The organism is Anabaena sp. CCY 9910, assembly GCF_963920875.1.
GTDB classification, from domain to species: Bacteria; Cyanobacteriota; Cyanobacteriia; order Cyanobacteriales; family Nostocaceae; genus Trichormus; species Trichormus variabilis.
In genome coordinates, this window is record NZ_CAWUDJ010000031.1 from 15,281 (window position 1) to 29,583 (window position 14,303).

12 protein-coding genes and 1 pseudogene are annotated in these 14,303 nt (G+C 39.2%); 9 read left to right on the forward strand and 4 right to left on the reverse strand.

Annotation, left to right across the window (positions count from 1 at the left end):
* Nucleotides 1-115: 115 nt before the first annotated feature.
* The 9 genes and pseudogenes from rpaB to ACM5QX_RS20470 all read left to right on the forward strand — a co-directional run bounded on the left by rpaB (nucleotide 116) and on the right by ACM5QX_RS20470 (nucleotide 8,671).
* Nucleotides 116-844 (forward strand): response regulator transcription factor RpaB, encoded by a 729-nt coding sequence (rpaB, locus tag ACM5QX_RS20430; protein WP_011318678.1) that lies wholly within the window; start codon nucleotides 116-118, stop codon nucleotides 842-844.
* 60 nt (nucleotides 845-904) lie between these two features.
* Nucleotides 905-1,552 (forward strand): cofactor assembly of complex C subunit B, encoded by a 648-nt coding sequence (locus tag ACM5QX_RS20435; protein ID WP_011318679.1) that lies wholly within the window; start codon nucleotides 905-907, stop codon nucleotides 1,550-1,552.
* Nucleotides 1,553-1,708: 156 nt separating this feature from the next.
* On the forward strand, nucleotides 1,709-2,362 hold the full coding sequence (locus tag ACM5QX_RS20440) for a Uma2 family endonuclease (protein WP_414755189.1): 654 nt from the start codon (nucleotides 1,709-1,711) through the stop codon (nucleotides 2,360-2,362).
* A gap of 44 nt (nucleotides 2,363-2,406) precedes the next feature.
* On the forward strand, nucleotides 2,407-2,925 hold the full coding sequence (locus ACM5QX_RS20445; RefSeq protein ID WP_414755191.1) for a DUF456 domain-containing protein: 519 nt from the start codon (nucleotides 2,407-2,409) through the stop codon (nucleotides 2,923-2,925).
* Between the two features lie 290 nt (nucleotides 2,926-3,215).
* A pseudogene (locus tag ACM5QX_RS20450) lies at nucleotides 3,216-3,418 on the forward strand (hypothetical protein); the annotation flags it as partial.
* A gap of 1,220 nt (nucleotides 3,419-4,638) precedes the next feature.
* A complete protein-coding gene (locus tag ACM5QX_RS20455; protein ID WP_414755192.1) occupies nucleotides 4,639-5,925 on the forward strand; it encodes a choice-of-anchor Q domain-containing protein in 1,287 nt (428 codons plus the stop codon).
* Nucleotides 5,926-6,286: 361 nt separating this feature from the next.
* Nucleotides 6,287-6,409, forward strand: a complete 123-nt coding sequence (locus tag ACM5QX_RS20460; protein WP_414755230.1) for a hypothetical protein — start codon at nucleotides 6,287-6,289, stop codon at nucleotides 6,407-6,409.
* A gap of 171 nt (nucleotides 6,410-6,580) precedes the next feature.
* Nucleotides 6,581-7,318 (forward strand): PEP-CTERM sorting domain-containing protein, encoded by a 738-nt coding sequence (locus ACM5QX_RS20465; RefSeq protein ID WP_414755193.1) that lies wholly within the window; start codon nucleotides 6,581-6,583, stop codon nucleotides 7,316-7,318.
* A gap of 708 nt (nucleotides 7,319-8,026) precedes the next feature.
* Nucleotides 8,027-8,671, forward strand: coding sequence for a PEP-CTERM sorting domain-containing protein (locus ACM5QX_RS20470; RefSeq protein ID WP_414755194.1), 645 nt, complete (start codon nucleotides 8,027-8,029; stop codon nucleotides 8,669-8,671).
* 164 nt (nucleotides 8,672-8,835) lie between these two features.
* Here ACM5QX_RS20470 and ACM5QX_RS20475 read toward each other — a convergent pair whose 3' ends face one another.
* From ACM5QX_RS20475 to mutT, 4 genes are all read right to left on the reverse strand, one after another.
* A complete protein-coding gene (locus ACM5QX_RS20475) occupies nucleotides 8,836-11,319 on the reverse strand; it encodes a pre-peptidase C-terminal domain-containing protein (protein WP_414755195.1) in 2,484 nt (827 codons plus the stop codon).
* A 1,018-nt stretch (nucleotides 11,320-12,337) separates the two neighbouring features.
* Nucleotides 12,338-13,000, reverse strand: coding sequence for a phycobilisome degradation protein NblB (gene nblB, locus ACM5QX_RS20480; protein ID WP_414755196.1), 663 nt, complete (start codon nucleotides 12,998-13,000; stop codon nucleotides 12,338-12,340).
* A gap of 84 nt (nucleotides 13,001-13,084) precedes the next feature.
* Complete coding sequence (locus ACM5QX_RS20485; protein WP_010997954.1) at nucleotides 13,085-13,543, reverse strand: CBS domain-containing protein; 459 nt, start codon at nucleotides 13,541-13,543, stop codon at nucleotides 13,085-13,087.
* An 82-nt stretch (nucleotides 13,544-13,625) separates the two neighbouring features.
* Complete coding sequence (gene mutT, locus ACM5QX_RS20490) at nucleotides 13,626-14,051, reverse strand: 8-oxo-dGTP diphosphatase MutT (protein ID WP_414755197.1); 426 nt, start codon at nucleotides 14,049-14,051, stop codon at nucleotides 13,626-13,628.
* Nucleotides 14,052-14,303 lie beyond the last annotated feature (252 nt).

A 14,303-nucleotide genomic window follows, 5' to 3' on the forward strand; every position in this document is an offset into this window, starting at 1 on the left:
ATCTGATTAATAGCAAGAGTTAGAGCATTTTCCAAATCATTTGAAGGAATGATATCTTAATATTATGGTATTAAAAATTAATCATGAAAATTTTAGTTAAGGAGCATTGAGAAACTTGGAAAGTCATAAAGAAAAAATCCTGGTAGTAGACGACGAAGCTAGCATTCGCCGAATTTTAGAAACGCGCCTTTCAATGATTGGCTACGATGTAGTAACAGCAGGGGATGGCGAAGAAGCTTTAGAAACATTCCGCAAATCTGACCCTGATTTAGTGGTTTTGGATGTGATGATGCCAAAGCTGGATGGTTATGGTGTTTGTCAAGAATTACGTAAAGAATCGGATGTCCCTATAATTATGCTAACAGCCTTAGGGGACGTTGCCGATCGCATCACTGGTTTAGAGTTAGGTGCTGATGACTACGTAGTTAAACCGTTTTCACCCAAAGAACTAGAAGCAAGAATTCGCTCAGTATTACGACGGGTAGATAAAACTGGTGCTTCTGGTATTCCCAGTTCTGGGGTAATTCACGTTGGTAATATCAAAATTGATACCAACAAGCGCCAAGTCTATAAAGGCGATGAGCGTATCCGCTTGACAGGTATGGAATTTAGTTTACTAGAGTTGCTAGTCAGCCGTTCTGGAGAAGCTTTTTCCCGTTCGGAAATTTTACAAGAAGTCTGGGGTTATACTCCAGAACGCCATGTAGACACCCGTGTGGTAGATGTGCATATCTCCCGCTTACGGGCAAAATTAGAAGATGACCCCAGTAACCCAGAATTAATTCTCACAGCACGGGGTACTGGTTATTTGTTTCAACGCATAATTGAGCCAGGAGAAGAATAGAGGAACAAGCGTTAACCGTTGACTGTTAACTGTTGACTGTTGACTATGGACTAATGACTAATGACCAAACCTGATCCCAATCGAGTTTTGCGGCGCTTACCCTTTGTAGTAGGTGGGTTAGGCGCTATACTTTTGCTGATTAACCGTTTATTGACACCAGAATTGACAAACTCTCAAGCCCGTGGTGATGTGCTGGGGGTGATTTTGAGTGCTGTACTAATTTTAACGGGTTTAATTTGGCAGCAGGTACAGCCGCGATCGCCTGATTCTGTAGAACTCATTGGCGATGAAGGTTTTGTTTTATCAGCAGATTTACCAGAAGCCGTGAAAACAGAACTAGCCTGGGCATCTCATTTATTGTTGACTAACACAGTAACGCGATCGCTAGTGGTTTACTATCAAGGCAAAGTTTTGTTACGTCGCGGTATTCTGGGATCAAAGGCAGAAGTCACACCAGGCGCGATTGTGAAGCGAGTTTTGGAAAAACAACAGCCTGTTTATTTAGTGGCTTTAAATGTTTACCCAGGACGAATTGAATTTGATTATTTGCCAGAAAATACCCAAGGTGTAATTTGTCAACCAATTGGTAATGAAGGTGTATTAATTTTAGGGGCCAATGCTCCTAGAAGTTACACTAAACAAGATGAAAACTGGATAGCAGGAATTGCTGATAAGTTAGCAGTGACACTCAAAAATAGTCATGGATAAAGCCAGAAATAATTATGCTGCCAATATTTTAGGACTTACGCATGAAAACGGAAGATCAAGGGTTTGGAGAACACCCTTACACCCAGTCTCAACAGAAAATCTGGGTGCGTAATTCCTATGTTTAAATCTTGAATTACTCTTAGGTGATTGATTGCTATGGTAATAACACAACCACTGGCAGAAACAAGAACTTTGCTCAAAAACATTAGTTGGCAGACCTTCAAGGCAATTCTAGCAGATATGGGAAATGAACGAAATTCTAGGTTTGCCTATGACAGAGGAATAGTAGAAATCATGACTCCACTCATGCCGCATGAGAACTCTAATCGCCTGATAGAAGGCTTTATTATCGTGCTGTGTGAAGAATTTAGTTTAGAAGTAAAAAGTATAGGCTCACTTACATTAACACGAGACGATTTAGAAAAAGGCGGAGAGCCAGATAGTAGTTATTATATTCAGAATGAATTTTTAATTAGAGATAAAGAAAATATTGATTTAGCTCACGATCCACCACCAGATTTAGTACTAGAAGTAGATTATTCTAGACCTAAAATTAATAAATTATCTCTTTATGCCTCAATGGCTATTCCTGAGTTTTGGAAATACAACGGAACTGTATTACAAATTTATAGTCTTTCAGGTAATGAGTACATAGAAGTTGAGTTTAGTCCCACTTTTGTGCCAGTTTCGGTAAAAGATATTCCCCGATTTATACAAGAAAGTAAAAAAATAGGTCAGCTTGCAGCAAAAAGCGCTTTTCGCACTTGGGTAAGACAGCAAATCTCTGCGGCTCAACCACCCGTACTTTAACATACCTTACCTGAAAATTATTACAGATTTACGATTTACAAATTATGCAAATTCTCTATTGGCTACTTATTGCCTTAATGCTTGTAGGTGTTGTTGGTGCAGTAGTTCCTGCTATCCCTGGAACCAGTTTAATTTTAATTGCCATTATCGTTTGGGGAATTGTGAGTAGTTCTTTTGCCGCGATTAAAATTCCCTTGATTGTGACAGTTATTGTCTTGATTTTGAGTATTGGTGTTGATTTTTTAGCTGGGTACTTGGGTGCAAAACAAGCAGGTGCTAGCAAGTGGGGTCAAATTGGCGCATTTGTAGGTTTGCTTTTGGGATTTTTCGGATTATTACCCGCTTTACCTTTTGGCGGGCCACTATTGGGGATTTTATTTGGGCCGTTGTTGGGAGCAATCATTGGTGAGTATATTTACCGAAGGGAATTTTGGTTGGCTGTGAAGGCTGGTATTGGTATTGTTGTCGGTACTTTGGTAGGAAATTTAATACAAGGGGTTTTGGCGATCGCTACAGTTGCAGTATTTTTATTTACAACCTGGCCACAAGTATTTGGTAATTAAAATTATCATCAATGTCATTTGATAATCTCTGCAAGCTGTTGTCAGAAAAATATCCCGTTAACTTTGCTAGTTGGGTTCTTGGAACACCTCAAACAACTGTCAAAGTTCTCAATCTTTTCATTGCTGAATTAACGAAGAGCGCATAAGCGTTTTCTGAATTTACTAACAATTCAATTGTCAGGGGCATTTTTTTATTTTGTAATACATGGCTTGAGGTGATACAACCTCATCGATTTACTCCTCAAGTCATCCGCTCTGGATAAGCATTTCTCGCATTCGCCAACAGTGTCAGTCAACGTCTCGTTAACCCACTTGTTTGTTTAGGGGATGGTCATGATGGTGTGTGGAATTTAGTCGAAGAGTTTGGTAAAAAAGAACATTTTGAGCGATTGCAGCTAGGATAAAAATTTCTGGCGCACAGTGGAATGTTGAGAGTGTCAACCACATCCTTTCTTTTTGTTGTGCTGATCTTAATGGTTTACTTGCTATTTAAGTATTTCCACCAAAAGTGGATGCTCCCCTTGAAAGCGTGGTTTTGGGCTTTTATGGTTACTATGTTGGTGAAGTGGCTTTCGCTACTATTCCGTTCAGATGATTATCTAATAAGACCGGCCCAAGTCAGGGTTCTCATAATTATTTGGCCCTAGACTTCATCTGAAGTCTAGGCAAATTTGATGTATGTAAATTTCCACATCGCATAAATCTTTACTATTTTTAGTATTTCCAGGCTCTAAGTGTGGAGTAAAGAGTTTCTCAGAAGGATACGTAAATTTTATTAAAAAAAACCGTAAGAAATGTGTGTAAATATGAACAATTGTTACTGAATTCACTTTAGTTTGTAAAATTCGATTAAATTCTTGGTTGTTCCCCTATAAGCTTTCTAGACATATTGTTATGGATAATGTCTAGTAATTAGCTTTTTCCGGCTTTGTTTTATGAAGAGTGAGGAGTGTTTATGAATTTGACTCGGCTAAGAATATCTGTAGAGGGTTCAATAACAAATAACAGAGTATAGAGATATTACCTACTCATAATTTTTTATTTCACCCTCTTGTACGCGTAATAGCAACTTGCTTTTGTTTGCTTACAACGCTATCAAGCTTTTCAATTTTTTGTAGTCAAGAAGGAATCTGCTTGCACAGATTGAAGTGATGAGTGCTAAAAATCAAGCATTCACTTCAAAAACTGTTACTAATATAGTCTAGTAGCAACTATGCTGTTTGTAGCGTCACCTTAAATAATCTTCATCTAAGTTACTAAAAATAAATCTTGCCATTTCATTTTTTTACCTGATGAAGATATTAGTGAGTACCACAAACAGTCTAGTCTTACCTGTAAAGACAGATTAGAGAGAATAAGTCTAAACAAAACAGTACAAGGTAAACGTGCATTACCTACTTACCAGGTTAGGTGATACAAGTATGAACTTGTTTCTTTGCCAGAATTACAACACCCAAAACAGACCATAAGCTAGCCTTAGGAGCAACAGTTTATGGATTGAGGATTACTCCTACTAATTAGACATTGCTGTACTTTCATTGATACTACATTAGTTTTTTAGGTGATTGTTTCTGCTTTAGACTTTCTTTACAAAAACTTCTTCTACCCCTCAAACTTTTGGCTTTAAATCCTTCTTCCTGACTTCGAGTTAACTTTGTCAGCTAGTCAGGAACAGGCTTGTCTATCAGTCACATTATTTCACCTAAAATTGTCATGACTAAAAATCCAGTCAGAAATATTTGCTTTGTCGTGGTTACTGCTTTGACCTTCACCGCAGTGTCTTCAGGGGAAATCGGCAAAGCGCAAATATCAGGCAAAACCTACTACGTAGACCAAGGTACTGGGAGTGATTATAACTCTGGCACAACGCAAACATCTGCATTTAAGACGATAAACAAAGCTAATCAAATAGTAGCTGCTGGTGATACGGTCTACGTAAAAAACGGAACCTATCAAGAAAATATTACAGTCAAGAAGTCGGGAACACCAGATCAATGGATATCATTGCAGGCTTATCCAGGACAAACCCCGAAAGTAAGAGGAACTCAAGATGGCAGTATTAGCGTAGAGGGGAGTTACGTCAAAGTTATTGGTTTTGATGTGACTTCAAGCGGAGAGGGGTCTGCTATTAATGTTGGTAGAGGTAACCATCACGTACACATCATTCGCAATATAGTCCATGATTCTGGATGTGGCGGTATTTCTGCTCAAGAAACAGACTATTTAACCATTGAAGAAAACATTTCTTATCGCAATGCCTTCCGGTCTGGGTATATGTGTTCGGGAATTTCTATTTATCAAGCCAAAGCCTTTGATGATGCCCCTGGATTTCACAACATCATTAGGGGGAATATTTCTTACGCTAATGAAAATAAAGTTACCCTGTCTTGGGGAGGGAGAAGTTTTGTTACTGATGGTAATGGAATTATTATCGACGATTTTAGGCAAACACAAAGCCAGAGACCTAGACCACGGTACACACCTTGGACTTTAATTGAAAACAACATTGTTTTTAACAACGGTGGCAGAGGCATCCATGTCTATGAAAGCGATAATGTAGTAGTCAGGAATAATACGGCTTTCAAAAACTTAAGATCTGGGAATTTAGATGGTCACCTCAATGGTGAACTAACTACGTATTTCTCCAGTAATGTCCACTTTCACAATAACATAGCCTATTCCAGTAGTCCAAATAAGAAAACATTTGTAGATGATTATTCATCGAACAATCGGTGGGACAATAACTTGTCATACATTGGTTCTACTCTGGTTAACGATGGACATTCTGATGTCAAATTGGGTGCAAATAACCGCATCAACGTTAATCCTCTATTTATCAATGCTTCTACTGACCCTAAACTAGCCAACTTCCGACTTAATCTTGGTAGTCCAGCCATTGATTCAGGTACTACACAAAGTGCAGCTAGTGTTGATTTTGACAAGAATGCAAGACCTTTTGGCGTAGGACCTGACATGGGTGCATTTGAGTTACGCAGATAATTTTTAACAGGACGGCTAATTTAGCTAAAACCGACAGAAGTCCCACGCCTGAACCGATAGGGCAGCGTGGGATGAATGGAGGAGTCGCCAAACTTTTGATTTGGCAACCTATCGATCCCAATACGGTTCGGTTAAGTTCGAGAGCGATTTTTTTCGGGGGAGATGGGCAAGAATTAACCAAGGGGGTTAAATATTAATCATTCCAAAGCCCCTGAAATTTTGTAGATGCAAGTTCGGTGTAACGAACAGTATGCTGAATATTTTTATGCCCCAAATGACTCTGAATTGTTTGGGTATCAACAACTCACCGTTCGCGTAATCGGGGATTGTTAGATTTTACTAGTTTGGCTGACTTACTCTTTTGGTTAGACGCACATTCCGGGAGGGTATGATGCGTGAGTCAGTTATTTATCAAGAAATTCTGGCTGAGGGTGAACAAATAGGTGAACGACGGGAGCGATCGCCTGTAGGGAATTTAATTTAAGGAATGTTGGCGATCGCTACAGTTGTAGTTTTCCTTGAGTTCTTAGACATCTGATTTACGATTCTTACAGCAAACATTTATAAATAAATACTTTACAAATTACTGTATTTTAAAATACCTGGTATTGTGAGTGTAAATAACTCATCTTCTCAATATTTTTACTAGGAGCCTATGATAACTGTTTCTAAACTGACCTTTTTGCAAGGGACAGTTGCCGCGTTAGTGTCTTTACCTGTAGCTGCTGCTAGCATATCAATGTCAGCGAATTCTGCCAAAGCAGCATTTCTACAAGGTGGATTTGTATTAAGCCCTGGTACTAATGTTGGGTTTGGTAGTAGCAGTGTCACACTAACAAAAAATTCCCTAGAATTTTTCCCTCAATCAATAACACCAATTGCTATTCAGCCTCTAATAGGAAGCTTCACGGAATTTAATACAGGTAATATTCGCAATAATATTTCCTTTGGAACGCCTGTTAAGCCTGACAATTTATTTATTGACCTTGGTTCACTTCCTATCAGTGGTGTGATTTTACCTAACACTGATACTACCTCTTTGACAGATGGAAAGAACACTTTCACTCTCACCAACTCTACATATAAAATGATTCCCGTAGGTAATAATGTTGTGGTTGATGTTTCGCTTAGTGGTTTTTTCACAGGTGATAATCCAAATGCGATCACAAACAGTGTTGGGATCATATCCTTCTCAATTGGCAACACCACAATTACTGATATTGAAGAAATTCTTAACAAAGGTAGTGGTATCTCCGGGTTGACTTTTTCTGGAGCCTTCTTTACTAATGTATGTGGCAGGTGCGGAACGATTCCTGAACCAGCCACAATTTTGGGTTTGGGATTAGTAGGTGGGGCAATGGCTATCTCTCTCCGTCGCAAAAATGTAGCTTAGTAAACCTGACTTTTCACGGAATGTTGGCAGGTCTCTTTATTTCTGTTCTTAATTATCTAACGTGAGAAGTCATATTATTAAAGCTTTTGAAAATTTATACAAATTATTATTAAGTTCATCAATATTAAGTTATTATCAAGCTTTTTTAATAACAATAATTATTTAGTGAGTAGATTCAGCAGTCGGAGTTTTGCTACTGACCAATACTAGTGTACTAATTATTGTCATTAACTACTTAAATAATTTAATTTGAAGGGTGTTTGCATATTGCAGGAGTTACAATTTTCGCATAAGTATTCAAGTCTGAAAAATACCTATCTTAGGAGAGTTGATTTTCCAAAGTGAGTATTTATAATGATTGAAATTTTCAATTATGTTGATTGATTAAATCGTTTTCATAGGCTAGCTTGAGGTTTAATTTTATCCGCAGAAATTTTTACACCAATAGAAATACAAAGAACATCTATACCGACAGTAAAGAGTTTGTAAAGTCACATAGGTGAATATTGCACACTCGGTTGTACTTATGTAATTCTACTATTAGGTAATAAATCAAGTAATCTTCTGTACCTTAACGTATTTTATATATTTACTGTGTAAAGTACGTGATCTAAGTCTTGCCCGTGTTTACTTAATACTCAAGACAACACTGACGTTTCCCATCTTTTTTATTAGGAGCCTATGATGGTCATTTCTAAATCCAACTTTTTGAAAGGAGCAGTTGCAGCATTAGCGACTGTACCCGTAGCTGCTGCTGGTGTATTTACCTCTGCTGGTGCTGCTCAAGCTGCTCAGTTGGTTGGTGAATTCTCCTTTTCCAGTGATCCTACCGTTTCCGCGACCCTGACATCAAACTCTGTCTCATTCGTAGCGCCAAAAACATTCACTATCAATCAGAGTTTATCCACTGGTAATTTTATCGGTTTCACAAGTGGCACAATCAATAACATTACCAGCTTTAGTACTAACACAATCGTTAATCCTTTCCTAACTTTATTGGGTGGTGCTCTTAGTGGTAGTACTTTTATTGCAAATACTGCCTCATACGATATCAGACAAGCTGCTCCAAACTTAGTAGCCATCGATATTACGACTATAGGAACATTTAAGAACGCTCTCACGAATGAAGAGTCCGATGGGGAAGGGGTTTTAACTTTACAAACAGGCGGTCGAGGCCTGACAGCAGCTGCTATTGAGACCCTTCTTGCAGGAGGAGGTTCAGTTTCAACCACTTTTTCAGGCTTCTACTTTGGTACTCCAAGAGTTTCTACCCCTGAACCCGCTACCATGCTAGGACTTGGGCTAGTTGGTGTAGGTGTTGCTATGTCTCGTCGTCGCAAGACTGTTGCTTAAGTAATGTCCTAAATTCAAAAAAGTTGCTTTTAAAAATAAAAAGCAACTTTTATATAATTCCCTGATCTAGCTTGAGTAATGCAGTCTCAGTTAGATCAAATTTTTTTTAATTTTAACTGCGTGAGTTTCACATACCAAAGTTGGTATTTTTTTAATCAATCTTCCTAAGCGATGATAACTCCATAATTAAAAGCCTTGCTAAACTCATCAAAAGATAGGTCAATGAATCCATCGTCAGCACCAGTCCTAGTCTTGCCATCTTTGCCCCAAGGATTACGTACCACAAATCTTTTCTCACCACTAGTATTGGTGTAAACATTCGTCACAGAGTAAGCATGATTTCCTACAATATAGCTCGTGCTATCACCCATTCTGGCTGCTGTTACAGCTTTCCCATTAGCTAAAGCAGTCTCGATAGTAGAGAAACAATTAATATTGGTGGGATCAGCAGGAGTAAAGTCACGTCCAGTCACAAATTGAAGAGGACGAGAAAGCGCATCTCCATTGCCAATGATATTATAACCAGGCTTGCCTTCTCTCCATTCGCGCCATTGGGCATAAGCTTTTTCTACTAAAGCTACCCAGAGAACACCTCCATTAGTTTTAGCAGCTACACTTGTAGCGATACGACGATCAATTGTTACATATTGTGCCTCACCAGGGTCAAAAATTGTCGTTGAGTAAAAACGCACAGTATAAGTGTTATCACCATTATCTGTAATCATACTATTGATGACGGAACTAGAAGCATTGCCTGCATCATTAGACTGACGACCAAAGGTTGCACCCAAAGCTGCTAAAAATGCACAATCACCTAGTTGTCCTTGGTCAATATCACCAATTCGTGCTTCGTTAGCACTACCAAAAAGATTACCTGTCGCCAGGGTGTAGGTGAGAGTCTTACCATTAAACACAGGTGTTGGTGCTACTGTGCCTAAAAACCAACGACCAACCAAACTAGATTCAAAATCGCTAGCCGCCATATCTACAGACGCACCATTAGCAACCTGTGTGGATAGCCATTTCACAGGGTCTTGCATACTAAAACGAGTGCTAGCACCTACCAATGTTCTGAGGTCTTTTACTTCATTAGCATCTACCTTAGAATCATCTTGCACATTTCTGAAGATATCCAGCATATCCTGGCGACTTAAGTTACCATCAGCTGCTAAGTTGCGTGTTAATGTAATGAGTTGTTGGTCTAGAAGATTTTGACTGAACCAATCTTGAACAGTAGCCGATGCTGTTGTGGTTGGTGTGGTTGTGACTGTAAATGTCTGCTTGACTGTATTACTAGCAGCATTAGTCTTGTCGTAAGCTATGCCTTGAAGAGTATATGTGCCAACTGCCAGATTCAAGCTACTTAAAGACAAACTGTAGCTGAAACTTGCCTTATTTGCATTGCTAGAATCGGCAGTAAATTTAGTAGCATCAGCCACATCTATCCAACTTCCGTCTGCTTTTTGAATGCGGAAATCTACTTTAGAAATGTCGCTCGCACTGTTGCTATCCGATACCCAAGCACTGTTGATACTGAGGGTGTCTGTTGGTTTGAGGCTGGTGTTATTCAGCTTAAACTCTAGTGCAGTTGGGGCAAAATTTTCAAATACCTTGAGTTTGTAATTAGTATTGCCACCGTGTGAATAGACTCTAATGAAATAATTGCCAGCATCTAGAGTTGTGCGGATTGATTCACTACCGCTTCCAGTTCTGTAAGCACCAGTAACAACTTCGCCGCCATCAAACAAGCCATTGCTGTTGGAGTCTCTGATGATCTGTACATCTGCATTAGCACTCAAACCATCAACAACGAGATTCAGGTTACCACGGGCAGACAAACTGAAACTGTAGAAATCGTTGAGATTTGTTGAATCCACCCTATCTGCAAAAGTCTGGGTTTTTGCAGATAAAGTTATTTTCTTTGCACTAGCTAATGTGAGTCCAGGATTCTCAATCGTCAGATTTAAGCGTACTGTATTACTAACGGCACCAGTCTTGTCATAAGCTATGCCTTGGAGAGTATAAGTGTCAGCAGCTAAATTCAAGCTGCTGAGAGACAAACTATAGCTAAAACCGGCCTTATTTGTATTGTTAGTATCGACAGTAAATTGAGTAGCATCAGCTACATCTATCCAACTTCCGTTTGCTCTTTGTATACGGAAATCCACCTTAGAAAGGTCGCTGATACCATTTCTATCTGATACCCAACCACTGTTGATATTGAGTATATCTGTTGCTTTGAGAGTGCTTTCATTTAGCTTAAACTCTAGTGAAGTTGGGGCAAAATTTTCAAATACCTTGAGATTGTAGTTAGTATCGCCAGTGTTGGAATAGACTCTGATGAAATACTTTCCGGCATCTAGCGTCCTGCGAATTGATTCACTACCAGTTCCCGTCTTGTTAGAAGTGTTGAGAACTTCGCCGCTATCAACCAAACCATTGCTGTTAGTATCTCTGATTAACTGCAAATCTGCATTAGCGCTCAAACCATCAACGGCAATATTAAGGCTACTACGAGCGGACAAACTGAAACTATAAAAATCATTAGGATCTGTCGAATCCACACGATCTGCGAAAGTCTGAATATTAGAAGATACAGTGAGCTTTCTAGCAGTAGTTAATGTGTTACCTGCATTATCAAGAGTCATAAGCTATGCCTGGTTATACCTGGTTCAAAAAAAAAGTCGCCATGAGTTTCCGTAGGGACGCAAAGCATTGCATCCTTACATTTCTTTGAATTGATATGTTGTAAAAACTTTTTGATTTGTTATTTATTTGCTAGTCAAGACTGTTTGGTAAAACACACCCTGATGAATATTTAAAAGTTCAATCCCAACCAATATTAGATAGAGTGCAACTTAATGTTGCTTTCAAATCTTCATATTTAGCTAGGGTGCATTTACCCAATGTGAACTCAATGTAAAATTACAGTACAAACACTGAGTTTAAGAATAAATATGTAATTAAGTTAAAATAAATATTTTTAAGTAAAGAATAATTACTTATTACAGATAAGTAGCTTTTTATGCGTGAAATTTTTGCTGTTTGTAACATAGGGAAACCTTAGCCGAGTCGAGTAGTAGATGGGAACTTAGTTAGCAGCAAAAAAGACTTGGATAAACTATCCAAGTCTTTTTTTTCGATATTCAGGGGAAATATTAAAAAATATTTCAGGGATATGATAACACCAAACGCGGATAATCTCGGTTTTAATGTCTTTTGGACTAATATTTTGCCGAAATAATTAAAAAACCTGTGATTTTCAGAGGTTTTTTGTGTCTACGGCTTAGGAAATTAAGTAATATCACTGATATCCCCCCACCTTCTGGCCTCATTATCCTAGCGGTGGGATAGGGAAGAATAGAGGTTTTACTTCTCCGTCGTCACCAACAGAACGTGAGTTCGACGAACCTAGCCCCTGACAGGTGTAGGTTTTTTACACTACACCCCAAAACACGGGTTTAGGGTGTAGGGGTATAGGGGTATAAGGGTGTAGGGATTGATGAAACTATTATTCGTTAGTGCAAGAGTTATCACTCATCACTTTATGAAAAACCTATACCTATGAGAACCCCTTCCCTGCAAGGGAAGAGGCTTATGTCTCAACTTGATCCTTACTAGAAAATAGTCTTGGGCTAAGGTCGCAATAGACTCGTCGATCGCCCATTAAACTGATTGTAGAGATTGTTGAGCTTCTAGAGCGATCGCCTCTACTTCATCATTAACCAAAGTCTCTAAAATAGATTTAGCTTCTGCACCACCCAAACGAGCTAAGGCTTGTGTGACTCGATAACGAATTTGCCAATCGGAACTGCTGGCGTAGGGAACTAACAGAGGGACTGCTTGCAAATCTCCCAACTCACCCAGAGAACTAATAGCAGCAGTTTGGACTAATTCCACCTCTGAAGATAGTGCTTCTTTGAGTAGTTCAAACGATCGCGGATCTCCCAATTCTCCCAATGCAGCAATAATGCTAAATTGCACCAACCATTCAGGAGTATTGTGATACAGCTGTTGTAGGTCTTCAAAAGCAACGTGTAACTTCAATGCACCTAAACAATCTGCGGCGGCTGCTTGTACATCAGCTTCCGGATCACTTAATAAACCACGCAATATATCTAACGATAAATCTAAATCCTGAGTGCCGAGGGTATCGAACTGACTTACGGCTGAGTACCTAACACGGGAATTACTGTCAGTAATAGCAATTTGTACTAATTCAAAAGCGATCGCTTTATCTAATTCCCGGATGTGATTTACCGCACGCAAGCGATCGCCCAAATGTTCTGAACTGAGTGCTTCTCTTACAGACTCAGGAGTAATACTCATTTAATTATCCTAATTTACAAAGGGTTTTAAAAAACTTATTAGTCCATAGTCAATAGTCCAAAGTAAAAAACTGTTGACTGTTGACTAACTAGTAGCCATTGCTCGGATAATATCACCACGGGTGAGGATACCAATCACTTGACCCGCATCATCTAGTACTGGTAGACGGTGAACGTTGCGATCGTGCATCAATTGAGCAGCTTGTTTCACAGACTTTTCAGGGGAAACGGTAACAGGATTTTTACTCATCACTTCGCCCACAGTCTGTCCTAAAGCCTTATGCAAATCGCGTTCATAAACAGCAGGATTCTGTAAATAGATGACACTATCTAAAAACATGATGTACGCAGGAGGAGTCACACCAGTTTCTTGCCACATCAGATCAGTCTCTGAGATAATGCCCAACAATTTACCGTCATTATCCACAACAGGTAAACCACTGATGCGTCGTTCTGCCAGAATCTTGATAGCTTCTTGTAGCGGCGTTTCTGGCTTGACAACAACTGGGTTGTGACTCATTACATCGGCAACGGTTTTAGGCATTGGTTTACTGACAGTCTTTTCCAAAGTCTCTGGGATTATTGTAGAAAATTCAGGTACTCTACTGAATTTGGTTAATAGATTGTTACGGTAATGTCAGTTGTCCAACTCTCTTCAATGCAGCAATAATTTCGCTATTCGCCTCAGGAAATGTAAAATCTCCTAGCTCATCTACAGTTACCCAGCGAACTTCATCACATTCTAGAGGCTGAGGAATACCTTTGAGTAAGCTACAATGATGCACTGTCAAAGTAACACGCAAGTGAGTATAAGTGTGATCAATAGTTATGAGACATTCACCCACTTCAATAAATATCCCTAGCTCTTCATAAATCTCTCGTTGAATACATTGTTCTACGGTTTCCCCTGGTTCGATTTTCCCGCCAGGAAATTCCCACAAACCCCCCATCACGCCCCCTGGACGACGGCGGTCAATTAATATTTGCTGCTGGTCGTTCCAAATGACGGCAACACCGATAATTTTGTGTGGTGGAGTAGTGGTTGTGTTCATATTGTTTGGTGATGGAGAAACTAGGAAGAGGAAGGAGAGTAGGCTGAAAAACTATGGACTATTGACCATTGACTATTGACTATTGACCAAAAACAAAACTCGGCAGATTTATTGGATATCTACCGAGTTTTTGCTTATTAAAAATATAACTTAAATACTGTTCATATAATTTGCCTGTTTGTAGTTGACCCTACGGATGAAGTAAGTTCGCGCCAGCTTCTCGTAGGGAACAGGGAATTTAAGTAGCTCAAC